Source organism: Dactylosporangium sp. CA-052675, from assembly GCF_050947935.1.
Classification (GTDB): Bacteria; Actinomycetota; Actinomycetes; order Mycobacteriales; family Micromonosporaceae; genus Dactylosporangium.
Window position 1 is genome coordinate 858227 of the sequence record NZ_CP192010.1, and the last position, 24122, is coordinate 882348.

The following is a 24122-nucleotide window of genomic DNA, read 5'->3' on the forward strand; positions in this document are numbered from 1 at the left end:
CAGGGTACCGGATCACCCGTATTCGTCGGCCAGCTCCCGGTATGCGGCGAGCACCACTTCCGTGCGCGAGACCAGGTCGGGCTCCGGCCGCGAGCGCAGCGACCCCAGCAGCGCCTCGGCCGCCGTCACCCGCAGCCGGGCCCGGTTCTGCGCGGCGCGCTGGTCGAGGAAGTCCTGGCACAGCCCGGCCAGCCGGCGCAGCTGCCCGGCCCGCCGGCGCACCTCGGCGTCGACGTCGGTGAGCCGCTGGACGATCTCGGCCTGCCGGTCGGTGACGGTGCTGAACAGGCTGCCGGCCCCGATCGGCTCGCCGACGGAGGCGCGCAGGTCCCGGTCGGCCGTGCGCAGCTCGCCGCGCTCGGCGAGGGCCTGGGCCAGGTCCCACAGCGCCCGCTCCAGCGTCGGCGTCGGGTCGGCCGGGTCGCCCAGCCGCTCCAGCGCCGGCCAGGTGAGCCGGATGCGGTCGGCGTTGGCCGCGGCCGCCTCGAACTCGGTGCGGTCGCGGGGGTCGGTCAGGTACCGCCGCAGCGCCCGCCCCCGCCGCGTCGGCGTGCGCACGAGGGCGTACCCGGCCAGCATGAACACGGTCGACGAGGCGAGCGCGAGCATCCCGCGCACGGGCACGGGCGGGTCGAGCCAGTGGATGGTGAGCGCCACGGCCGCCGCCGCCGTGAGCCCCAGCGCGTAGAGTGCGTGGACCCAGCGGTCGACCGGCCAGAACGGCCCGGCATCGACCCGTGCCGGGCCCGGGCGGGGCCCGGTCTCGTCGCTGATCGCGGCGAGGCTGCGCTCCACGGCGTTGCCGCCGCGCCGCAGCACGCCGACGCGGAACCCGCGCAGGTAGTCGATCACCGCGCGCTCCGCGGCCGCCGGGCCCGGGCGGTCAGGCTGCGGGCGGCTGCACTGCGGGCGGCCACACTCCGGGCGGTCAGGCTCGCGACCGCGAGCGCGATCAGGGCCCCGAGCACGCCCCAGGCGACCCCGCCGAGCACCACCGCGGCCGACGCGGCCGGGATCGACAGCGGGCCGAACCGCCCCGGCAGGTGCTGTGCGGGCGCGGCGGCGAGCGTGACGAGGGCGGCGGCGGCCAGGCCCAGCAGCGGGGCGTACGGCTGTGGCACCAGCGCGGCCAGCACGGCCGCCAGCAGCACTCCGAGCAGCGGCCCGAGCCACGGCAGGACGGTCAGCAGGCCGACCGCGACCGCCGCGGCCTGCGGGTGGCCCACCCCGCACGCGGACAGGACGGGCCAGGCGATCGCGGCCGCCAGCGCGCCCCACAGGCATCGGTGGGTGGCGGCGGTCGCGGTCCCGGCGACGCGGGCCGGGCGGGAGCCGGAGCGCAGCAGCAGCACCGGCTCCGGCATCGGCTCCACGACCCGGACCGCACTGCCTTTCACAACAGCCGCAGCTCGCGCGCGCGTTCGACGGCCTCGCGCCGGCGCCCGGCGTGCAGCTTGCGGTAGATGTTCTTGACGTGCGTCTTCACGGTGTTGACCGAGACGTACAGCGTGGAGGCGATCTCCAGGTTCGACATGGTGCCCTGCAGGTAGCGCAGCACCGTGAGCTCCCGCTCGGTCAGCGGCTCGACGAGGTTGGTGTCCCCGCCCCGCGCACCCCCGGCCAGCGGCGACGAGCCGGCCGCGAGCTCGGCGGCGAGCGGGTGGTAGACGGGCAGCAGCGGCGCGAAGTTGGCCAGCAGGTCGCGCACCGGGTGCCCGCCGACGAGGAACGGACGGCGGAAGCTCTCCTCCTCGGCGATGTCCAGCGCCACCTCGAGGCCCCGCAGCACCCGGTTGCGGTCGCCCAGCGTGCGCCCGGCGAGGCTGGTGAGGATGGCCGCCTGCACGGTCCAGGTCAGCGCGGTGTCGACGGACGGGGTGGCGAACTGCGCCGCGGTCGTCGCCGCGGCCGCCGCCTTGCCCTCGATGAGCGCGGCCGAGGCGTCGACGCACGCGGCCCAGCCGGGGAACACGTCCGGGTCGCCGCCGGTGGCCACGAGCCGCCGGGCCGCGCCCAGGTCGCCGCCGCCGATGCGCAGCTCCGCCTCGGTCAGCGCGAGCGCGCGATCGACCGCCGGGGCCAGCGCGGCCCCACCCAGGTCGCGGCGGGCGGTGTGCAGCACCTCCAGCGCCGCGGCGAGGCGCCCGGAGCCGTGGCGCAGCTTCGCGCGGACGGTCGCGATCGACACGAGCAGGTCGGCGTCCCCGGCCGCGAGGTCGAGCGCCTCGTCGAGCAGCCGGTCGGCCTCGGCGATGCGGTCCCACTCGCCGTAGACGCCGGCGAGCGCCATGCGCACCCAGCCCAGGTCGACGGCGTCGGTGATGCCGAAGCGGTCCGCGGTCACCAGCGCCTGCCGGCCGAGCCGGGCGCTCGCGCGCAGCCGGCCCCGCATCGACTCGAGCACCGCGAGCCGGCTGGCCGCGCACACCTGGGCCTGGGCCATGCCCGCCCGCTGGGCCAGGACCAGCGCGCCGTGCAACGGGGCCCCGGCCGCGCCGAGCTCGCCCAGGCGCAGGCGGGCCTCGCCCTCGTCGAGGAGGGTCAGCGCCCTGCTTTCATCGTTATTTGCCGATATTTCGGACAACTCGGCGAGCATCCGGCGCGGGTCGCCGCCGAGCCACGCCTCGGCCACCGCGAACGCGCGGGACATGGGCGCGGTGCGCTCGTCGACGTTGCGCACGCCGCCGGCGCGGCGCAGGAAGTCGCGGGTCCCCTCCAGGTCGCCCACCCGCAGCCGCTCGGCCGCGAAGGCCAGCGGGAGCCGGGGGTCCGTCGACTCCTCGGCGGCGGGGGCGTGCGGGGCCGACTCGTGGGGGCGGTCGTAGCGCACCCCGGCGAGGATGTCCGGCCAGGCGCGGTCGAGCGTCTCGACGGCACCGGACCAGTCCTCGGCCAGCAGCGCGTGGCGCAGCGCCTCGGCGGGCAGACCGTAGGCGTTGTGCCATGCGGCCGCCCGCCGGTGCAGCTCGGCGACCCGCTCGGGGCTGCGGCGCAGCAGCTCGGCGTGCAGGGTGCGGGCGAAGAGGGGGTGGAAGCGGTACCAGCCGCCCGGGCCGGCGTTGCGGGTCAGGAACGTGTTGGAGCCCTTGAGCTCGGCCAGGACGCGGGCGCCGTCGTCGCGGCCGGTGATCGCCTCGACCAGCCCGGCGTTGAGCCGCGGGGCGATCGCCGTCTCCAGCAGCAGCCGCCGCGTCTCGACCGGCAGCGGGTCGATCACCTCGCCGGTGAGGAAGTCGCCGACCGCGGTGCTGAACGGGCCGCCGTCGTCGAGCACCCGCTCGGGCTCGGGGTGCCCGCGCATCGCCATCGCGGCGAGGCGCACCCCGGCCGGCCAGCCCTCGGTGATGGAGTGCAGCGAGTACAGCGTCGCGCTGGGCAGCACCACGTCGTGCGCCGCGAGCAGCTCGGCCGTCTCGGCGATGGTGAGGGAGAGGTCGTTCGTGCGCATCTCGGTCAGGGAGCCGTCGACCCGCCAGCGGTACAGGGGCAGGGAGGGGTCGCGGCGGCACGACAGCACCAGCCGCAGCCGGCCCATCCCGTGACGGACCAGCGCCTCGAGGTCGGCCAGCGCGCCGGGGTCGCTGATCTCGCGGACGTCGTCGACGACCACGACGTGCGGGCGCTGCAGCTCGTCGACGACCCGCAGCAGGTCGTCGCCGTCGCGCTTGGCGGGCCGGTCGGCCTCCGACAGCGCGCCGAGCAGCTGCCCGGGCACGTCCGCGCCCCGCTCGGCGTGCGAGGTCACCCAGCGGACCACCGGCGGCTCCCCGCCGTCGCCGACGCGCACCGTGCGCGCCCAGGCGACCAGCGCCGCGGTCTTGCCCCAGCCGGCGGGCGCGGTCACCAGCGTCAGCGGGGCGCGCACCGCGGCGTCCAGCTGGGCGACGACCCGCTCCCGCAGCACGTAGCCAGGCGGCAGGTCCGGCACCGCCACCGATGGCGGCGCCGTGTAACTCCGGCGATCCTGCTGTACCAACGCTTGTGACACCCGTGCCCCCCGAAATCGCTTTCCCGGCCGCGCTTTTCCACTCGTCTTTCATCCGGGCTGAACGAGACGAGCAAAGCATCGGCGCACGCTGCGCCGCCTCACCCGGCCCGGGTGGTCCACTCGCTTCCGGTCCGGCGATTTCCCTTGTGTGCCAACGGTTCCATTGACACCATTGCAACGCCGCGCCGCCCGCCGGAGCCTCACCCGAAAAGGATGACGCGTGCTCACCACGATGCTCGGCAGCGTTGAGCGCTGCCGCCCGCGCAATCGAGACGCGGGCGTCGGGGAGGAGGACCAGCGAGCATGAGCGCGGTTGTGGGCGAGATCGAGCTGAGCCCCGCGAACGGATTCGAGCTGAGCCTGCGGGGCTACCACCGCGCGCAGGTCGATCGGTACATCGCCACCCTGCAGATGCGACTGACCACAGCGGAGACGGAGCTCGCCGCGGCCCGCTACCGCGAGCAGCAGCTGACCGGCCGGGTGGAGCGCCTGGGCGCCGAGCGGGCCCAGTGCACCTGCGCGGACGAGTCCGCCAAGGTCGTCGGCGGGCGCATCCAGCGAATCATCGAGCTGGCCGAGGAGGAGGCCGGCGCCCTGCGGGCCCAGGCCGAGCAGGACCTCGACAACGCCCGCAAGGCCGCCGAGGCGATGCTCGCCGACGCCCGCGCGCACGCCGAGGACGCCATGCGCGACTTCCAGAGCGCCCTGGCCCAGCGCCGGGCCGAGGAGGCCCGCGTCGAGGCGAACCGGCGGGCCCAGTGGGACGCCCGCCGCCAGCGCCAGCGCGAGGCGGCCGAGAACCTCCTGGCCACGACGCGCTCGGTCGGCACCGACACCGTGCAGGTGACCCGGCGGCTGCTCGACGCCCTCATCGCCGAGCACACCAAGCTGCTGGCCGAGGTGGAGACGGCCGAGAAGGGGATGGCCGACCTCTCGTCGGCGTGATGGCGATCCGGCAGGTGCTTCACCCACCGTGGGTGAGGACGCGTCACTCCGGCAGAGGCCAAGATTGCTGATGTGACAAGGCAAACGACGGACGGAACAGGGCCGGTGACTGCTGCACCGTCCACTGTGCTCCGTCCGGTCCCGCCAGCCGCGGGCGTCGCGCCGTCGGTGGTCCCCGGCGCGACGGACCCAGCTGGGTCGTTCGGTGAACACCGTCGAGCAGGGGGTACTCGACGGTCCAGGAGTCAGCGGTGAACACGGCCCGCGTCCTGAGCACCGGCCGGCCTTCAGCGAGGGCGGCGGGAGCCGATGGGTGGGCGGCTGATCCGGAGGAGGCCGCCCACCCATCGCAAGTCACCGCATGAACGAGGACGGCGCGCTCCCAGGCCCGCGCCGTCCTTTTTTCTGTCGTGTTCTCTGCCGTCGTGCCGCACCGTCGTGACGGGCATGGTGCCCGCGCTGCTCCACCGGCTGCGGCACGTGCTGAACCCGCACTCGCACGACGCGGCGGACAGGGCCGACCCGGCGATGGAGGGATCCCGCGAGGGCATCCGGGCGCTGTGGGTCTCCGTCGCCGGGCTCGGGCTCACCGCGGTGCTCCAGGCGCTCGTCGCGGCCTGGTCCGGCTCGGTGGCGCTGCTCGGTGACACCCTGCACAACGCGGCCGACGCCCTGACGGCCGTACCGCTCGGGATCGCCTTCCTGCTCGGGCGCCGCCCCGCGAACCGGCGGTACACCTACGGCTACGGCCGCGCCGAGGACCTCGCCGGGATCGTCATCGTGCTCACCGTCGCCGCGTCCGCCGCGCTGGCCGCCTGGGCCGCGGCCGACCGGCTCGCCCACCCCCGGGCCGTGGGCGGGCTGCCCTTCGTCGCCGCCGCGGGCCTGGCCGGCTTCGTGGGCAACGAGCTCGTCGCGCGCTACCGCATCCGCACCGGCCGCCGGATCGGCTCCGCCGCCCTCGTCGCGGACGGCCTGCACGCGCGTACCGACGGCTGCACGTCCCTGGCCGTGGTGCTCGGCGCCGGCGGCGTCGCGCTGGGCTGGTCCTGGGCCGACCCGCTGGTCGGGCTGCTCATCACGCTGGCGATCCTGGTCGTGGGCGGCAAGGCGGGGCGTGAGGTGTACCGCCGGCTGATGGACGCGGTCGAGCCCACCCTCATCGCCGACGCGGAGGCGGTCCTGGCGGCGACCCCGGGCGTGCTGCGGGTCGCGGCCCTGCGGATGCGCTGGATCGGCCATCGCCTGCACGCCGAGACCGACCTGGTGCTCGCCCCGGACCTGACCCTCGCGCGGGCGCACGAGATCGCGGTCGACGCCGAGCATCGCCTGCTGCACGCGGTGCCCCGGCTGGCGGCGGCGACGGTGCACCCGGACCCGGAGTCGGCCCACGCGCACGACGCCCTGCGGCACCACCGCCATCCCCCCGCGGGGCACCGGCACTGACCGCACGAAGAAGCCCGGCGACGCGCGTCGCCGGGCTTTTCGTACCTTGTCGCGGGGTCGCTCAGAGCGATGTGCCCGGGCCCGAGGTGGGCGCCTCGGTGGCGTCCTCGGCGCGGTGGGCCGCGGCGGTGCGGCCGGACGCGGGTGAGTCGGCCTCGTGGCTGTGGGTGTGGGTGGGCCGGGGCTGGTTGAGCGGGAAATCGGTGTCCCGCGGCTGGTGATCGGCCCGGTGCACGCCGCCGGCCGGGGCCGGGGCCGTGATTTCGCTCGGCATCCAGTGCACGGTCAGCGCGTACAGCACGATCACGTCCAGCGTGATCATGAGCAGGGACCAGACCGGGTACGCCCCGAGCCAGCCGATCTGCGTCAGCGCGTGCAGCGCGACGATGACGATCGCCGTCACCCGGGCCACGCGGTTGCGCAGGAGCAGCCCGGCACCGCACAGCACCAGCAGCGCGCCGAAGACGATCATCACGATGCCCAGGCCGGTCAGGTTCACCACCACCAGGCTGTCGCCGTCGATGAAGGTGACCTGCCGCCGCAGCAGTGCGACGAGCCCCTCGAGGATGTTCAGCACGCCGATCACGGCGAGCAGGACGCCGGCGAACATGATCCAGCCGAACCAGGCGGAGCTCTGCGCGGTACTGCGCGAGGTACCGGTGTCAGCCATGTCGTTCTCCTTCCGGGATGGGCCGCGGCGGACAAGAGAGGAGGCGCCGCGGCCGAATCCGGCGAATCTCGTGTGGCGACCTCCCTCGATCAACGGTGCTTTTGCAAGCGATCGTTCGGCTTGCCCGGATGAGCGGGCATCACCCCGTGGGCATGAAGGTCTCCGGCGCCGGTCCTCACCCCGGGTGGGTGAGGACCAGTCACCCCCGGCCGTTCGCACAATGCGCTCGTGGAGATGGCCTGGATCCCCGGTGGCACCTTCGCCATGGGTGCCGAGGGCTTCTATCCGGAAGAGGCGCCCGTTCGCAAGGTCGCCGTCGACGGTTTCTGGATCGACTCGCATCCGGTGACGAACGCCGAGTACGCCCTGTTCGTGCAGGAGACCGGCTACCAGACGCTCGCCGAGCGCGATGCCGGGCAGGGGCCGCCGGGCTCGATGGTGTTCGTCCAGCCGCCCGGCCCCGTGCCGCTGCGCGACTGGCGGGTCTGGTGGGAGCTGCGGCCGGGCGCGTGCTGGCGGCACCCCTTCGGCCCGGGCACGGACATCCGCAAGCGCTCGGCCCACCCCGTGGTGCACGTCGCCTACGAGGACGCCGCCGAATACGCGCGCTGGGCCGGCAAGGAGCTGCCCACCGAGGCGGAGTGGGAGTTCGCGGCCCGGGGCGGGCTCGAAGGCGCGCCCTACCCGTGGGGCGACGATCCGGAGCCGGGCCGCGCCAACATCTGGCAGGGCATCTTCCCGTGGCTGGACCGCAGCGAGGACGGCCACGGCACGAGCCCGGTCGGGGCGTTCGCGGCCAACGGGTACGGCCTCTTCGACGTCGTCGGCAACGTGTGGGAGTGGACGTCGGACTACTACCGCTCGGGCAACGCGCGCTTCGGCGAGGCCGAGGGTGAGATGCCGCAGAACCCGCGCGTGGACGTGCCGCCGGGGGCTACCGTGTTCAGCAGCCGGGTGGTGAAGGGTGGCTCCTACCTCTGCTCCACGGGGTACGACCACCGCTTCCGGCCCGCCGCCCGCCAGCCCGAACCCATCGACAACGGTAGCTGCCATGTCGGCTTCCGATGCGTCCGGAGACAGGCCCCCGGCAGCGCGTGACCAGGCGGCCCGCGCACCCCAGTTGATCACGCAACGTGCTTGTTCACCCCCTGCGGGTGAGGCGACATCACCTTTTGTCGCCTCACAATCCCGTGGTCATCCGCCGTGCTGCGGTGGGTGGGAGGGGGCGAAATACGTTGGGGCAGAAAACGCTCGTAGACACCATCACCCGTCCCGCACTGCACTTCGCAGTGCCCGAGCCGCCCCGCTATCACGTGCCGCGACCGCGTCTGCTGGACGCTCTGGATCGCGCCGTGGCGGGGCCTTTGACATTGATCTCCGCTCCGGCGGGGTGGGGCAAGACCACCCTGCTGGCCGAGTGGGTGGCGGCCGGGCGAGCACCCTGGCCGCTGGCGTGGTTGACGGTGGAGGCGCACCACGGCCCACGCTTTTGGGAGCACGTGCTCGGTGCCGTCACCCAGGCCACCGGCGAGGAGCCGGGCGAGGCATCCGCGGCCGACGGCCCGGGTGAGGCACTGGAGTCGCTCGTCGCCCTGCTGCGCCGGGCCGGGCCGCCGGTGGTGCTGATCCTCGACGACCTGCAGGAGCTGTCGGTGCCCCGCGTGTGGGGTGAGCTCGAGACGCTGCTTTCCCAGGCGGGTGACCGCCTGCGTCTCGTGATCGCCTGCCGGACCGATCCGGCGCTCACGCTGTACCGCTTCCGGATCCGCGGCGCCCTGAGCGAGCTGCGCACGGGTCCGCTCGGCTTCACCCTGGACGAGACCGCGCAGATGCTGCACGCGCACGGGGTGAGGCTGGCCGAGTCGGCCCTCGTCGAGCTGCACGCGGTGATGCGAGGGTGGGCGGCCGGCCTGCGCCTCGCCGCGCTCGCGGTGCAGGGTCACCCCGAGCCGGACAGCCTGATGCCGCGGTTCGCCCTGCAGGATCGGGCGCTGGGGGAGTACCTCGTCGGCGAGGTCTTCGACACGCTGCCGGAGGACGTCCGCGAGGTCGTGCTGTGCACCTCGGTGCTCGACCAGGTCAGCGCCGAGCTCGTGGAGGCGCTCACCGGCCGGGTGGACGGCGCCCGCATCCTGGCCCAGCTCGAGCACTCGAACCTCTTCGTGGTGCAGGGCAGCGGGAACACCGGGATGTACCGCTGCCACCCGCTCTTCGGCCTGATGCTCTACGACGAGCTGCGCCACCGCCGGCCCGAGCAGGTGCGCCAGCTGCACCGGCGCGCCGCCGACTGGTTCGCCGCGCACGACCAGCCCGCGGACGCCCTGCGTCACGCCCTGGCCGCGCGCAACTGGAGCCAGGCCTCGGACCTGCTCGCCGCGAGCTGGCAGGAGCTGGTGCCGGGCGCCCGGCTGCGCACCATCAAGGAGCTGGTGCCGCCGCCGCCGCAGGAGGTGCGCAACGATCCGAAGCTGGCCCTGGCCTTCGCGGCCGAGCGGCTCGACGCGAGCGATCCGCAGGGCACGGAGACGTTCCTGCACCTGGTCGACCGCTCGCAGCACGCGCTGGTCGACTCCGCGCGGGCGGAGCTGCGCCCGATCGTCGACAGCTTCCGCATGGCCGAGGCCCATCAGAGCCAGAAGCCCGATCTGGTACTGGCGACAGCACCGCTGCTGCTGCGCGACGACACCGGCCTCGACGACCAGGACAAGGCCCGCATGCGGGCGCTGGCCCTCGTCGCGGTCGGCGGGGCCCGGCTCATCCAGGGCGACCTCGGCGCCGCCGAGCACGCGCTGCAGGAGTCGCTGCACCTGGCCCGCCGGTGCGGCAGCGTCCAGTCCCAGCTGGCCGCGCTGCGCCAGCTCGCGCAGCTCAACGCGGCCCGGGGCCGGCTCACCGCGGCCCTGCGCTACGGCAAGGAGACGCTGGCGCTGGCCGACCGCGAGGGGCGCACCCAGGGCAGCGACGTGGTGTGGGCCCAGCTCACCGTGGCCGAGGTCTGCTACCTGCAGGCCCGCGTCCAGGCGGCCGGGCACTACCTCGACCGCGCGCTGGACGGCGGCCTCGCCGACCCGGCGCTCGTGGCGGTCGCGACCATGACCCGTGCCCACATCCGCGCCGCGACGGGGGATGCGCGCGCCGCGTGCACGGAGCTGGCCGCGATCCGGCGGCAGCTGGCCGACTGGCGGTACACGCCGAGGATGCAGCACTGCGTCACCCTGGCCGAGGCCGAGCTGCGGCTCGCGGCGGGCGACACCGAGGCGGCCAAGCGGCTGCTGACCCTGGAGCCGGTCGAGATGCTGGCGCCCTGGCTCGGCGTGGTGCGCGCCAAGGCCCACCTGGCCGAGCGCCGGCCGGCCGCGGCGCTCGGGGCGGTCCAGCCCTACCTCGAGCACACGACGGGCTCGCTGGTGTGGACGGTCGACGCGAACCTCACCAGCGCCCGCGCCCTGCGCGCGCTCGGCGACCGCTCCAAGGCCGGCCGGGCGCTCGAACAGGCCCTGCGCCACGCCGACGACGAGGCGATCCGCTGGCCCTTCGTGGCCGGGGGGCAGCCGGTGCGGGAGCTGCTGGTGACGTACCTCCCGGCCGGCAGCGGCTACCGGGGGCTGGCCGAGGAGATCGCGCAGGAGCTCACCGGGTTCGGGCGCGCCCCGGCCGCGGCGGGGGAGCTGGCGGAGCCGCTGACCGAGCGGGAGCTGGCCGTGCTGCGGTACCTGCAGGGCACGCTGTCGGCGGGGGAGATCGCCTCGATGCTGTACGTCTCCGTCAACACGGTGAAGACGCACATGAAGAACATCTACCGCAAGCTCGGCGTCGGCCGCCGGCGGGAGGTGATCGAGCGCGCTCGTGAACTCAACCTGCTGTAGCGCCCGCCGTCGCTAGGAGCGCGGACCCGATCCCGGGGCCGCGCTCCTTTCACGTTCCCATCAGGTTACGTTCCCGTCAGGCCTGATGGGAACGTATTACGTTCCCATCAGGACAGTTGCGTTCCCACGGGTTCTCACGGGCTTGGATTGCGGCCGGACTGCGTGCTCACCGGGCGAAGCGCTGCGCCGCACGGCGAAGCCCGCCGGCGCCCGGCGTGCCGCGGCCGCGCGATCGCGCACCGCCGAGGGGGCGGGGCACAAAGCGAAGCGGCGGCGGCCCCCTGGGGAGGACCGCCGCCGCTTCCGGCGGGGAGTGGACAGGCTCAGCGGTTCACGTACGGCCGAGCGCCGATGGCCGCGAGCTCCTCGGCCGCGATCGCCTCCTCCTCGGCCAGCACCAGCGGCAGCGGGTCGATGAGCGGGTCGAGCGACTCGAGCGAGGCGCGCTGGACCGGCATGGCCGCGTCGCCCGGCGGCACGCTCGCCTGGCCCACGGCGCGCACCCAGACCGTCGGGGTGTCCCCGACGAGCTCGGCCTCGACGGTCTCCTCGTGCAGCGCCGCGCTCACCGGCGCCCCCACCAGCGCCTTGACGACCACGGTGTCGTCCTGGTGGCCGAAGGCGGCCGGCTGCGCCGGCACCGACGGGGCCGCGACCACCTCGGGCGGCAGGAGGTCGATGGTGATGATGTCGTCGCGGGAGACGCTGTGCCGCACCGGCGGGCGACCGGCCTTGTGGCGGCCGCGGTACGCGTCCGAGCGGCTGTTGCGCCGCAGGGTCAGCTTCGCCGTCGGTGCCGGGCGCGCGGGCTGGACGGGATCGTCCGGCGCGGCCACGACGCTGCCGCGCGGGACCGTCAGGATGAACAGGATGATCACGTCCAGCGTGACCATGAGCAGCGACCACGCCGGGTAGGCGCTCAGCATGGCCAGCTGCGAGATCGCGTGCAACGCCACCACACTCGCGGCCACCGCCTTCGCGCTGGGGCGCCGCCCCCGCAGCGCGATCCCGGCCCCCGCGAGCATCACGCCCAGCGTCACCGTGGCCGCGGCCCAGGTGCCCGCGCTGGTGAACGCCACATCGTTGCGGTCGAATCCGACCTTGTCGCCGGCGAATCCCACCAGCAGTCCCTGCGCGACGTTGAGCGCGCCCACCAGCGTGAGCATGGACGTCCCGAACGCCCGAAATTCCTTGACCCGCATCCGCCGTTTTCTCCTCGTTCTCACATGACGGCATACAACGATGAGGCCGTGCCGATCCCCGGTTCTTTCCGAAACCGAGGACCAGCACGGCCCTATATCCCCCGTGAACTTGTTCCCCCCGGAACAGGCCCGACCCGTGGTGCCCGGTCCCGCCGCCCGCGGGACCGGACACCGGCGCAGACCCCTCCACGCCGGTCCCGGACCGCCGGTTGATCCCGCCCGCGGACGTGGGCAGATCCCCCGGCCTTCCCGTTCCCGGACTTCGGCGCCTGCCGCAAGTCGGCAACGTGTCGTGCCTGAGAACATGATTCGAGTGGCCCGGGTGAATGCGGATCACCCTCGATGGGTGAACGGCCGGGTGGCGGATCTACACCGGTTCGGCGGCCAGCAGGCAGGCGTCGTCGTCGGGGTTGCCGCGGGGCGCGCAGTCCAGCGCGGTGCGCAGCCGTTCGCCGGGTGCCGAGCCGCGCACGGCCACCCCGACCTCGTCGGCGAGCCCCTGCACGCCCTGGTCGATCGCGCGGTCGCGGCGCTCGACGACGCCGTCGGTGAACATCAGCAGCAGGTCGCCGGGGTCGAGTACCACGCAGGTGGTGGGGTAGGGCGCGGCCGGGTCGACGCCGAGCGCCATGCCGAACGGCTGGGCCAGCGCGCTCACCCCGGCCGTGGTGGCCCGCAGGATCGGCAGGTGCCCGGCCCGGGCCCAGGTCAGCGAGTGGTCGGCGGGGTGGAAGCGGCCGCACACGGCGGTGGCCAGCACGGTCGACGGGCGGCGGCAGAGCATCCGGTTGAGAGCGGCCAGGATCGCGCCCGGCTCGTCGCCGGCCAGCGCCAGCCGGGTCATCGCGGCTCGCAGGCGCAGCATGGTGGCGGCGGCGGGCCGGCCGTGGCCCATCACGTCGCCGACCGCGAGCATGACGTCTCCGCCGGGCAGGGGCGTGCTGAGGTACCAGTCCCCGCCGACGGGCCCGGAGTGCCTCGCGACGGCGTACCGCACGCCCACCCGCACCCCGTTGACCTGCTCCCGTAAACCGTTCATGCCGCATATCGTGTCCCCGGCCCGGCCCCGGCCGACTCGCCTGCGGCGGGTGAGGGCCTAGATGATGCTCAGCGCGCGCCCCCGTCGCACGGCGTCGCGGCGGCGGCTCACGCCCAGCTTGCGGTACACGTGCCGGACATGGGTCTTGACGGTGTTGGTCGAGACGCTCAGCACCGTGGCGATCTCGGCGATGGACAGCATGCTGCGCAGGTACTGCAGGACCAGCGTCTCCCGCTCGGTCAGCGGGTCGATGATCTGCTCGGCGGCCACGTCGAACACGTGGGCGACGGCATCGTCCTCCTCCTGTCTTGCCTCCTCGCGCTCGGCCTCCACGCGCCCGGCCTCCTCCTGATCGGCCCGCGCATGACGGGCGCCCTGATGCTCCGCCGCCTGATGCTCCGCCGCCTTGTGCTCGGCCGCCTCGGGGCCGATCTCCTCGCGGCCGGCCCGGCGGGCCATCACCGGCCCCTCGAGCAGCGCGGCGATCCACGAGCCGTGCCCGGCGAACGGCGCCCGGATGCCCTCGGGCGCGGCCAGCCGCAGCGCCCGCTCGATCTGCTCGGTCGCGCCGGCGGCGTCGCCGAGGCGGTGCCGGGCCTGGGCCAGCACGACGCCCGCCTCCACCGCCATCACCAGCGAGGACACCGGCGCGGCGAGCAGTTCCTCCAGCGCGTGCTGCGCCGTCTGCGGGCGGTCCGCGGCCAGGGCCACCCGGGCGCGGGCGAGCGCCACGGCGGGGGCTCCGGGCCGATGCCGGTCGAGCTCGTCGAGCACCGCGCGGGCCTTCGCCGGCTGCCCCTCGGCCAGGCACAGGTCGGCGTGCAGGATGCGGGCGGTGAGCTCGGCGGCCGGCGGCAGGGCGCCGATCCGGTCGCCCAGCAGCGGCTCCAGCGCCTCCGCCGCGCCGGCCGGGTCGCCGGATTCGAACAGCAGCAGGGCGAGGCTCAGGATGCCGCTGAGCCAGCCGTGCGGGTCGGGCGGCGCCTCCGCGGTGATGCTCTCGCCGAGGTGGAAGCGCGCCTCGTCGAGCCGGCCGCGGACCCGGCAGACGGCGGCCAGCACCAGCCGGGCGTCGCTGATGTTGCGCGACTCCGCGATGCCCGCGTCCCGGCTCGCGTCCAGCACCCGGCGCGCGCACGCGGCGGCCGCCGAGAGCCGGCCCCGTCGCAGGTGCACCAGCGCCTGCAGCCGGTTCGCCTGCACGACGAGCAGGGTGAAGCCGGACTTGCGGGCCAGCGCGTTGCCCAGCTCCAGGGCCGCGTCGGCGTCCTCGACCGCGTCGCGGGCGACCCCGGCGCCGGCGAGCGTGAGGTGCGCGCCCGCGCGGGCCCCGTCGGCCGCGTCGGCGTAGAGGTGCTCGCCGGCGGCCTCCTCGACGCGCCGCAGCAGCCGCTCGGCCGCGTCCGCGAAGCGGTCCAGGTCGTCGGCGGCGATCGCCTCGGCCATGCGCATCGCCGCCAGGATCTCGGCGTCCAGCGGGCTCGGGGCCTCGCCCAGCGCCCGCTCGCCGAGCCGGATGAACGCCGACATGGCCGCCGCGTCGCCGGTGTCGCGGCAGCAGATCGCCAGCGCGAAGGCGAGCATCGGCCGCTCGGCGATGTCCTGGGGAGGCTGCGGGCCGGTTCGCAACGCCATCGCGCGCGACCCCGACCCGCAGAGCTCCGGCCAGTACTGCAGAAATAATCGCTCGGCGCTGACCCAGTCGGCGCCGAGGACGGCGTGCACCACCGCGTCGCCGGGCAGCCCGTTCGCGGCGTACCAGCCGGCCGCCGCCCGGTGCAGGCCGCGCTCCTCGGCGGCGAGGCTGGTGCGCACCTCGGCGCGCAGGACCGCGCGGACCAGGCGCCGGTAGCGGTACCACGAGTGCGAGCCGCCGTAGAAGGTGGCCAGCGCGTCGGCCCGGCTCGCCTGGGCCAGCTGGCGGGTGCCGTTGCGGCTGCCGGTCAGCGCCTCGACCAGGCCCGGGCAGACCGTCTCCACGATTGAGGTGCGCAGCATGACCTCGTGCACGTCCGGGTCGAGGTGGGCCAGGATCTCCCGCCGCACGTACTCGGTCAGCCCCACCTGATCGCTCGGCCCGGCCTCGCCCGCGACCAGGTCGGTCACGACCCGCTCGGGCTCGTGGCGGCCGACCATCGCCGAGAGCGCCACCGCGACGGCGGCCGGCCAGCCCTCGGTCACGTGCCACAGCGCGTGCTGGAACTGCCGGGCCAGCCGCACGTCGAGCCGCTCCGCCAGCCCGGCGATCTCGGCCTGGGCGAAGGCGAGCTGGTCGGCGCGCAGCTCGGTGAGCTGGCTGCGCACGCGCCAGCGGTACAGCGACAGTGGCGGCTCGCTGCGAGCCAGCAGCAGGAAGCCGATGCGTTCGCCGAGACGGGTCATCAGCCGTTCGATCCGGCGCAGCACCGTGCGGTTGGTGACGTTGTGCAGGTCGTCCAGGACCACGATGGGGCGCTCGGGGAGCCGGCCGCTGGTCCAGGCATAGGTGGCGGGGTCCAGCGCGATGCCCGCGGCGTTGAGGGCGGCGGTGAGCTCGCGCCAGGCCGCGGCGCCGCAGTTCGGCTCGAACCGCACGTAGGCGATGCGCCCGGGCGGGCGCCCGGCGCGGACCCACGACGCGGCGAGCACGGTCTTGCCCCAGCCCGTCGGCGCGCAGACCAGGGTGACGGGCTGCTCCACCGCCGCGTCGAGCTGGTCGAGCAGCCGCCGGCGCTCCAGATGCACCGCGGGCAGGCCCGGCACTTCCCGGTCGGGCACGAGCTCGACCGGCACCGGCCGCACCTCCAGGGGCCGCGCGGGCCCGGCCCAGCTCGCCGAGCCGAGGAACCGCTCGGCGGCGTCGTTGTGCGCCAATCTGCCAAGCGTGGTTTCGCCGTGGTGGCTGGTATGCACCGTCACTCCCGAAGAGGCGGGTCTACGACGTGCCCGGACTGGCACCTTCCCGTTCCAGATCGGCCATGTTCGACGTCGAACACGATAGAACCCGGACCCGGTTTCGTGGAGTGTTTCATCGACGTTCATCGATAGAACCAGCCGTGGAGGGTCCCCCGCTTTCCCGCTCGGCCGAAGTGATCAATAGATGTTCATCGATATGTTGCTACTGTGCAGCGCACGGCGCGTGCGCGACCGGGCTGCCGAATGGGGGGCGTTTGCCCAAATTTTTCGGCGGGGTTCCGTGCTGTCGGCCGCGCCCACGCTACCGAGCGTGATGCGCCGTCTCTTACGTTTGGGTAGCGTTGCGCCGACCGTGCGTGAAAACGCAGGCGAATGGCGCCCTAACACGATGGAGTTCGGGCCATTACGGACTATCACGGCGTGTCGCGGCCCCAACTTCCCGGTTCGAGCCGAAGAAGTTGCTCGGGAGTCATGCCTAAGGCCGTAGGTTTTGCTCCAAATTACAAGCGTGTCATCAGTGATATTACTCTGAGATTGAGATCGTTTTACTCAAACCCGTGCCAACTTGCAAATTGCATCCGGTAAGGGCGTGCACAACGGGCGATTCGGACGGCGGGGCGGCCCGGTGACAAATGCCGACCGTCGATGGGCCGCGAGCGCATTGGCGGCATACGTTGAGAATGTCCCGATCGAATCCGCGTCGAAAAGGTCGGACAATTCCGCGCGCCTTACGCGAAGCGACGATCGGCGCGAACCGGCGGCCGCCGGGCACCAGCGATCAGCGGGGAGTGGCGGTCAGCGGGGAGTGCCGGTCAGCGGGGAGCGGCGGTCAGCGGAACCGGCGGTCGGCGGGAAGCGGCGCTCAGCTCGCCTGGGCGGCGGCGTCGTCCTCGGCCACCGGGATGCCCGACGCCTGCGCGAACGCCGAGAGGCCCTGCAGCAGGGCCGCGCGGTCGTCCGGGGACATGCGCCGCAGCACCGCCGCGATCGTCTCCTGGCGCTGCCGGCCGAGACCGTCCAGCAGCCGGTGTGCCGTCGGGGTGAGCACGAGCCACACCTCGCGCCGGTCGCGCTCGTCGGCGGTGCGGCGCAGGAGGTCGGCGGCCTCCAGGCGGTCGCACAGGCGGCTGGCCGAGGACGGCGCGGTGTGCAGGGCCATGGCGAGCTGGGTCAGGTTGACGGAGCCGGCCTGGTCGACGACGCCGAGCACGCGCAGCTGGGCGGCGGACACGCCGGAGTTGTCGTTGGCCGCACTCGTGGCCAGGACCAGCGCCTGGCTCGTGGCATCCGCCAGAGCCGCCGCGCGGGCGAGGTCATCGTGGCTCGACGGGTGCGGTGAGGGTCGGCTCCGCACGTTGTCCTCCGGGTGTCGCGGCGGTCACGGGTCAGCTCGGGGCGACCAGTCCAGGCAGATGATCAGGGCGTCGTCGGCAAACTCGGCGCCCGCGTGATACTCACGAAGGCTCCGCATGACGCTGCTGATCGCCTCGGCCGGTGGCTGCAACCGGGTCGATCGTATGGCACGGCTCAACTCACGCTCACCGAACGTCGCCTCGTTCGGCCGGGTGGCGGCATGCACCCCGTCGCTGACTACGAAAAGTCGATCTCCAGGGTTCAACGTGGTGCGTTCCTCGACGTAGCGGGTGTCGCCGAACATCCCCAGCGGGAGCTGGGCGTCGAGGGCCATGTCGCTCACCTGCCCGTTGCGGACCAGGATCATGCGCGGCGAGCCGGCGTCGATCATGTGCAGCTCGCCGGTGGCGACGTTCAGCGCGAGCAGGAGGGTGGCCACGTGCCGCGCCCCGCCGTACTGCGAGAAGACCGCATCCGCCGCGAGCACCGCCTGGTCGGTCAGGTCGCCGGGGCGGGACTGCCCCGCCGGGATCGAGCGGCGGGCGTTGCGCATCGCGTTGACCGCGAGCGTGGTGAGCAGGGCCGCGTCGAGGCCGCTGCCCATGCCGTTGAGCGCGGTCACGGTGAGCCACTCGCCGTTGATCGACCAGTCGAAGTGGTCGCCGCCGACCGTGTAGGCCGGCTCCAGCTGCCCGGCGAACTTCACGCCCGGCTGCTCGTAGGCGCGGGCCGGCAGCAGGTCCCACTGCATCTCGGCGGCCATGGTCAGCCGGCCGCCGCGCCGCCGGTCCAGGTGGTAGCGGTCGGTGCGCCGGTAGGCCGCCGACAACGCCACCGCGAAGCTCTCCGCCAGCTCCTCCAGTCGCGGCCGCTCGGCCGGCACCCGGTCGGCGTCCAGCCCGACGCTGAGCACGCCCACCCGCTCGCCCCAGGCGCTCACCGGCAGGTGCAGCCGGGCGAGGGCCTGCCCGTCGCGGGCCTCCACCACCGGGGTCTGGCTCGCGAACGCCCGCATCGCCGACGCCAGCTGCTCGCCGAGGGCCTCCTCGGGCTCGGCCCCGCTCGGCGACAGCGTCGTCGTGCGATAGTCGGCCAGCCAGACCGTGCTGCTCTTGGTGCCGTGGGTCGCGCTCAGGTACGCGTCGAGCGTCTCCACCAGGCGATCCGGTGGAGTGATGCGCAGTGCTTTGTCGATGGAGCCAACGCCGGACATTCGAGCCTTTCGCCAGCCTTTGCTTGCCGTGCGGCAAATAATATAAGGCAGGTATTCCGGCTCTCATCTACCCACTCCCGGAAGGGATCTACACCCAGCGGGAGCCCAGCCACATTCTGGAGAACCACTCCGTATACGAAATGTCCATCCCCGCGTAGATCGGGTAGAAATACGCGAAGCAGGCGGCCACGAGCAGCATGTAGGCGCCGACGATGATCGCGCCGATCAGCCGCTGGTCGCTGTTGGGCCGCAGCCTCCGGGCCGGGCCGAGAATCGCGCCGAGCACGTAGACCACGGCCAGCACCAGGAACGGCTCGGCCGGCAGGCAGTAGAAGTAGAACATCGTGCGGTGCTCGGGCATCTCGTTGAACCAGGGCAGGATGCCGGTCAGCGCGCCCGCCATGATCAGCCAGGCGCGGCCGTCGCGGCGGGCGATCGCGAGCCAGCCGAGCGCGACGAGCGCGGGCAAGAACGACCACCACAGCAGCGGGGTGCCGAGCAGCAGGATCTCGGAGGCGCAGCTGGGCGCGCCGCAGGGGCCGGACTGGTCCCAGTAGAAGGCCACCGGGCGGCCCAGCAGCAGCCACTGCCACGGCCACGACTGGTACTGGTGCTTGGTGCTCAGCCCGGTGTGGAACGCGTACGCCTCGGAGTGGTAGTGCCACAGGTTCACCAGCGGGTCGATGAACCGGTCGTGCGGCAGGCCGTTGCTCTCGGCGTACCAGTGCCGGAAGTACCCACCGTCGGAGAGGAACCAGCCCCACCAGCAGTTGATGTAGACGACCAGGGCGATGACGAAGATCGCGAAGAACCAGATCGAGGCGGTGCTGAGGACGGTGTCGAGGACCCAGTGCTTGACGCCGGCGCTGCGGCGGGCGCTGAGATCGAACAACCAGATGGCCACGGCGAAGATCGCGACGTAGTAGATGCCGCTCCACTTCACGCCGCAGGCCAGGCCCAGGCAGATCGCGCACAGCAGGCGGTACCAGGGGAAGCCGAGTCGTGCGCGCAGGCCCGGCTTGCTCGCGTCGAACCCGTCCTCGAGCAGCCGCAGCCAGCGGGCCCGGCGTTGCTCGCGGTCGAGGACCAGGAAGAAGAACGCGACCACGATCCAGAACATCAGGAACACGTCGAGCAGGGCCACCCGCGAGAGCACGAAGTGCATGCCGTCGAGGGACATGAGCAGGCCGGCGGCGCCCGCGAGGATCGTGGACCGGAACAGCTTGTAGGCGGCGATGACGATCAGCAGGATCGAGATGGCGCCGACCGTGACGGCGGAGATGCGCCAGCCGAAGGAGTTGTAGCCGAAGAGCTGCTCGCCGATCCCGATCATCCACTTGCCGATGGGCGGGTGCACGACGTATTGCGGGGTGTTGTCCTCGGGATTCCACTCGACCCCGCGCTGCAGCAGGTCCTGCGCCTCGTTGGCGTAGTAGACCTCGTCGAAGATGACGTCCTTCGGATGCGCGAGATTGACCAGGCGCAGTAACAGGCCGATGCCGGTGATCAGCGCCGCGACGAGCCAGAAGTTCAGGCCGCCCTTCGGCGCCCGGGCCAGCCGGCGGCGGACGATGTCGGGCACCACGCGCACCGTGGGCTCCGGCGCGGGGGCGGGGCTTTCCGGCTCGCTTGTCTGGGTCAGCACACCCGAGGTCATTGGGCGATCGTAGGGGTCGGGATGCCACCATCGCACATGTGCCGTTGATTCTGCTCGGAGCGCCGCTGGGAAATCCCGAGGACGCGTCCCCCCGCCTGCGTGAAACACTCGCGACCGCCGATGTCGTCGCGGCCGAGGACACGCGCCGGCTGGGGCGGCTCGCGCAGCACCTCGGCGTCGAGATCACCGGCCGGCTGGTGAGCTACTTCGAGGGCAACGAGGAGCGGCGCACCCCGGATCTCGCCGAGGACCTCGCCGCCGGGCGCACCGTCGCCGTGGTCACCGACGGGGGCATGCCGAGCGTCTCCGACCCCGGCTTCCGGCTGGTGCGCGCCGCCGTGGCGCTCGGCGTGCCGGTCACCGCCGCCCCCGGCCCGAGCGCCGTCGTGACCGCGCTCGCCGTGTCGGGGCTGCCGTGCGACCGCTTCTGCTTCGAGGGGTTCCCGCCCCGCAAGCAGGCAGAGCGGCGTTCGTACTTCGCGGCGCTGGCCGCGGAGCCGAGAACCCTGGTCTTCTTCGAGTCCCCGCACCGCGTCGCCGCCACGCTGGCCGATCTCGCGCAGGCCTTCGGCGACGACCGCCCGGCGGCGCTGTGCCGGGAGCTGACGAAGACGTACGAGGAGATCCGCCGCGGCACCCTGGCCGAACTGGCCGTGGACGCCGAGACGGCCCGGGGCGAGATCACGCTCGTGGTCGCGGGCGCGCCCCCGGCCGCGGCCGGGCGCCCCTCCGACGAGGCCCTGGCGGCCGAGGTGGCCGAGCTGGTGGCCGCGGGGGCCGATCGCAAGGAGGCGACCCTGGACGTGGCCAAGCGGCACGGCCTGGCCAAGCGCGAGGTCTACGCGGCGGTCATCGCTCACAAACAGGGCCCCTCGGCAGGGTGACGGTTCAGTACGCGGCGAGCACGATCGCGGCGGCGAGCACCAGCGGGGCGGTCACGGTCAGGGTCCAGGCCGTGAGCCGGTCGCGCAGGCGGGCGAAGCGCCAGGCCCCGGTCAGCCAGGCCAGCAGCAGCCCGCACAGCAGCACCAGCCCGAACCCGGTGGCCCAGCGCACCCGCAGGCCGGACGGGTTGCCGGCGTAGGCGACCCGCCCGCCCGGCACCATGACCGCGGCCACCGACGAGCCGGTCGGCTCGTCGAGCCCCATCAGCCGGGTGCCGTCGACCGCCTCCGCGCCCGGACGGGTGAACTCGGCCAGGCACCGGCGCAGCACCCCGGTGCCCTTGCACGAGGTGATCTCGGCGGTGCCCCGCACCCGGTGCCCCATGTCGAGCCAGAACGGCTCCGCGCTGGTCCACGCGAAGAACCCGGTGAGCAGGGCGAGGACGAGCATCGCGGTGAGCCCGGCGACCGGGCCGCGCGCGGGCCGGACCCGGCGCTGGCGGGCGCGGCGCTGCGGCGCGCTGCGGCGCTCGTCGCGGGGCTGGCGCATGACCCGCATCGCTGGCGGCGGCCAGGCCTCGGCCCGCCCGGCGAGGTGGTCGGCGACGGCGGCCCGCCCGGCCTCGTGCGCCGCGAGCTCGCCGGTCGCGGTCGCGTCGGCCTCGCCGTGCGCCGGCGTGCTTTCATGCAGCGCCAGCGTGGTGGTGGTCGGCCACAGGGGGAATTGCTCCGCCCCGGTCTCCGCGGCGGCGGCCCGATCGGCGGCGGCCGGGCCGGATTCGAGGGGCGCCGCGGCCGACGGGGGCACGGTGGCACCGCGCTCCTCGGACACCGACACCGGCTGGGCGGCGGCCGGCACCAGGACCCGGACCGGCGGAATCCCCGCGGCCTCGCCGCGCCATCCCCGGGTTCCGGCGGGGTTCCCTGCGCCTGCGCGCCGAACTGCCTCTTCGCTCACGTTTTCATTGGACAACGGGTGATAGCCGACGTTTCGGACGTGGGGCGCGTGTCGGGCGAACTTGTCCGGTTCCGCAACACCACGAACCTGTTCGCGGAACACCACGACGGGTCACTACGCTTGCAGGTCATGAGTCGTGTTCTCGCCGCGGTCGCCTGGCCTTACGCCAACGGCCCGCGCCACATCGGTCACGTGTCCGGATTCGGGGTGCCCTCCGACGTCTTCAGCCGCTACATGCGGATGGCCGGCCACGACGTGCTGATGGTCTCCGGCACCGACGAACACGGCACGCCGATCCAGGTGCAGGCCGACGCCGAGGGCGTGACCCCGCACGAGCTGGTGGACCGCTACAACCGCGTGATCGTCGAGGACCTGCACGGCCTCGGGCTGTCCTACGACCTGTTCACCCGCACCACGACCGGCAACCACTACCAGGTCGTGCAGGAGCTGTTCACGGGGCTCTACGACAACGGGTACATCATCGCCAAGACCACGCTCGGCGCGATCTCCCCGTCGACCGGGCGCACGCTGCCCGACCGGTACATCGAGGGGACCTGCCCGATCTGCGGCTACGACAGCGCCCGCGGCGACCAGTGCGACAACTGCGGCAACCAGCTCGACCCCGACCAGCTGATCAACCCGCGCTCGAAGATCAACGGGGAGACCCCGGAGTTCGTCGAGACCGAGCACTTCTTCCTCGACCTGCCCGCCTTCGCCGACCAGCTCAACGCCTGGCTCGACACCCGCGACGGCTGGCGGCCCAACGTGCTGAAGTTCTCCCGGAACCTCATCGACGACCTCCAGCCGCGGGCGATCACCCGCGACCTGGAGTGGGGCGTGCCGATCCCGCTGGAGGCGTGGCGCGACCGCGCCGACAAGCGCATCTACGTGTGGTTCGACGCGGTGATCGGCTACCTGTCGGCCTCGATCGAGTGGGCCCGCCGCAGCGGCGACCCCGAGGCCTGGCGGCAGTGGTGGCAGGACCCGCAGGCCCAGGGCTACTACTTCATGGGCAAGGACAACATCGTCTTCCACTCGGTGATCTGGCCCTCGATCCTGCTGGGCTACTCCGGGCCCAAGCCGCAGTCCCTGGGCGCGCTGAACCTGCCCACCGAGGTGGTCTCCTCGGAGTACCTCACGATGGAGGGCAAGAAGTTCTCCTCGTCCCGCCGCGTGGTCATCTACGTGCGGGACTTCCTCGAGCGCTACGACGCCGACGCGCTGCGGTACTTCATCGCCGTGGCCGGCCCCGAGTCCAACGACACCGACTTCACCTGGTCGGAGTTCCGCCGGCGCAACAACGACGAGCTCGTGGCCGGCTGGGGCAACCTGGTCAACCGCTCGATCTCGATGGCCGCCAAGAACTTCGGCGAGATCCCGGCCGCGGGCGAGCGCACCGCGGAGGACGACGCGCTGCTGGCCGCGGTCCGGGCCGGCTTCGAGTCGGTCGGGCAGCTGCTGGGCAAGCACCGGCAGAAGGCCGCCATCACCGAGGCGATGCGGATCGTCGGCGAGGTCAACAAGTACTTCTCCGACCAGGCCCCGTGGAAGCTCAAGGAGGACAAGGCCCGCATGGGCACCGTCCTGCACGTGGCGCTGCAGGCCGTGCGCGACTGCAACACGCTGCTCACGCCGTTCCTGCCGCACGCGGCCCAGCGCATCCACGAGCTGCTCGGCGGCACCGGGGTGCACGCGCCGATGCCCGAGATCCGCGAGGTCGAGGACCTCGACAACGGCCGCACCTACCCGGTGCTGATGGGCGACTACACCGTCGGCTCCAAGTGGGAGCCGGTCGCGATCGAGGCCGGGACGAAGCTCGAGGCCCCGACCCCGGTCTTCAAGAAGCTGGACGAGTCCATCGTGGAGGAAGAGCTCGCCCGCCTGCAGAGCTAGCGGCCGTCCGGCGGGCGGCCGAGCCGCCCGCCGGACGCTAGCCGGTCGAGCGAAGCGCTGCGGGGGAATGCCCGCGAAGCGCCACAGGAAGTGCTCGCGAAGCGGGCATGGGG

The 24122-nt window shown here is 73.4% G+C and carries 17 protein-coding genes; 6 read left to right on the plus strand and 11 right to left on the minus strand.

All coding sequences use genetic code 11. The annotated features are described in order from the left end of the window. Positions 1 to 12: 12 nt before the first annotated feature. Genes ACQP1P_RS03950 through ACQP1P_RS03960 form a run of 3 tightly spaced genes read right to left on the minus strand, consistent with a single transcriptional unit; the run spans position 13 to position 3988 of the window. Positions 13 to 852, minus strand: coding sequence for a hypothetical protein (locus ACQP1P_RS03950; RefSeq protein ID WP_433083186.1), 840 nt, complete (start codon positions 850 to 852; stop codon positions 13 to 15). Beyond that, positions 849 to 1373, minus strand: a complete 525-nt coding sequence (locus ACQP1P_RS03955; RefSeq protein WP_433083188.1) for a hypothetical protein — start codon at positions 1371 to 1373, stop codon at positions 849 to 851. Before ACQP1P_RS03955 ends, ACQP1P_RS03950 begins: the two co-directional genes overlap by 4 nt. 20 nt (positions 1374 to 1393) lie before the next feature. Beyond that, complete coding sequence (locus ACQP1P_RS03960; RefSeq protein ID WP_433083190.1) at positions 1394 to 3988, minus strand: LuxR C-terminal-related transcriptional regulator; 2595 nt, start codon at positions 3986 to 3988, stop codon at positions 1394 to 1396. 303 nt (positions 3989 to 4291) lie between these two features. Between ACQP1P_RS03960 and ACQP1P_RS03965 the strand changes: the two genes are divergently transcribed. Together ACQP1P_RS03965 and ACQP1P_RS03970 are read left to right on the plus strand one after the other, a co-directional pair. Continuing rightward, positions 4292 to 4933 carry a hypothetical protein gene (locus tag ACQP1P_RS03965; RefSeq protein WP_433083192.1) on the plus strand — a complete coding sequence of 214 codons (642 nt, stop codon included), beginning with the start codon at positions 4292 to 4294 and terminating at the stop codon, positions 4931 to 4933. A 447-nt stretch (positions 4934 to 5380) separates the two neighbouring features. Next, on the plus strand, positions 5381 to 6379 hold the full coding sequence (locus ACQP1P_RS03970) for a cation diffusion facilitator family transporter (RefSeq protein ID WP_433083193.1): 999 nt from the start codon (positions 5381 to 5383) through the stop codon (positions 6377 to 6379). Positions 6380 to 6440: 61 nt separating this feature from the next. On the opposite strand, the gene ACQP1P_RS03975 is transcribed toward ACQP1P_RS03970, so the two are convergent. Further along, positions 6441 to 7049: a DUF7144 family membrane protein gene (locus tag ACQP1P_RS03975; RefSeq protein ID WP_433083195.1), complete on the minus strand. Its 609-nt coding sequence runs from the start codon at positions 7047 to 7049 to the stop codon at positions 6441 to 6443. Positions 7050 to 7283: 234 nt separating this feature from the next. Between ACQP1P_RS03975 and ACQP1P_RS03980 the strand changes: the two genes are divergently transcribed. Together ACQP1P_RS03980 and ACQP1P_RS03985 are read left to right on the plus strand one after the other, a co-directional pair. Continuing rightward, positions 7284 to 8147, plus strand: a complete 864-nt coding sequence (locus ACQP1P_RS03980; protein WP_433089819.1) for a formylglycine-generating enzyme family protein — start codon at positions 7284 to 7286, stop codon at positions 8145 to 8147. Positions 8148 to 8401: 254 nt separating this feature from the next. Next, complete coding sequence (locus ACQP1P_RS03985) at positions 8402 to 10915, plus strand: LuxR C-terminal-related transcriptional regulator (protein ID WP_433083197.1); 2514 nt, start codon at positions 8402 to 8404, stop codon at positions 10913 to 10915. Positions 10916 to 11238: 323 nt separating this feature from the next. On the opposite strand, the gene ACQP1P_RS03990 is transcribed toward ACQP1P_RS03985, so the two are convergent. The 6 genes from ACQP1P_RS03990 to ACQP1P_RS04015 form a co-directional block, all read right to left on the minus strand. After that, complete coding sequence (locus ACQP1P_RS03990) at positions 11239 to 12117, minus strand: DUF7144 family membrane protein (protein ID WP_433083199.1); 879 nt, start codon at positions 12115 to 12117, stop codon at positions 11239 to 11241. 367 nt (positions 12118 to 12484) lie between these two features. Further along, complete coding sequence (locus tag ACQP1P_RS03995) at positions 12485 to 13156, minus strand: PP2C family protein-serine/threonine phosphatase (RefSeq protein WP_433083200.1); 672 nt, start codon at positions 13154 to 13156, stop codon at positions 12485 to 12487. A gap of 57 nt (positions 13157 to 13213) precedes the next feature. Continuing rightward, positions 13214 to 16048 carry a LuxR C-terminal-related transcriptional regulator gene (locus tag ACQP1P_RS04000; protein WP_433083202.1) on the minus strand — a complete coding sequence of 945 codons (2835 nt, stop codon included), beginning with the start codon at positions 16046 to 16048 and terminating at the stop codon, positions 13214 to 13216. An 865-nt stretch (positions 16049 to 16913) separates the two neighbouring features. Then, complete coding sequence (locus ACQP1P_RS04005) at positions 16914 to 17405, minus strand: MarR family transcriptional regulator (RefSeq protein ID WP_433083204.1); 492 nt, start codon at positions 17403 to 17405, stop codon at positions 16914 to 16916. Between the two features lie 24 nt (positions 17406 to 17429). After that, complete coding sequence (locus ACQP1P_RS04010) at positions 17430 to 18560, minus strand: PP2C family protein-serine/threonine phosphatase (protein ID WP_433083206.1); 1131 nt, start codon at positions 18558 to 18560, stop codon at positions 17430 to 17432. A gap of 145 nt (positions 18561 to 18705) precedes the next feature. Then, positions 18706 to 20274: a dolichyl-phosphate-mannose--protein mannosyltransferase gene (locus tag ACQP1P_RS04015; protein ID WP_433083208.1), complete on the minus strand. Its 1569-nt coding sequence runs from the start codon at positions 20272 to 20274 to the stop codon at positions 18706 to 18708. 38 nt (positions 20275 to 20312) lie between these two features. Between ACQP1P_RS04015 and rsmI the strand changes: the two genes are divergently transcribed. Then, positions 20313 to 21158, plus strand: a complete 846-nt coding sequence (gene rsmI / locus ACQP1P_RS04020; protein WP_433083210.1) for a 16S rRNA (cytidine(1402)-2'-O)-methyltransferase — start codon at positions 20313 to 20315, stop codon at positions 21156 to 21158. A gap of 4 nt (positions 21159 to 21162) precedes the next feature. Here rsmI and ACQP1P_RS04025 read toward each other — a convergent pair whose 3' ends face one another. Next, entirely contained in the window at positions 21163 to 22116 is a 954-nt protein-coding gene (locus tag ACQP1P_RS04025) for a hypothetical protein (protein ID WP_433083212.1), read from the minus strand. A 129-nt stretch (positions 22117 to 22245) separates the two neighbouring features. On the opposite strand from ACQP1P_RS04025, the gene metG reads away from it, so the two are divergent. Beyond that, positions 22246 to 24009 (plus strand): methionine--tRNA ligase, encoded by a 1764-nt coding sequence (gene metG, locus ACQP1P_RS04030; protein ID WP_433083214.1) that lies wholly within the window; start codon positions 22246 to 22248, stop codon positions 24007 to 24009. Positions 24010 to 24122: the final 113 nt, after the last annotated feature.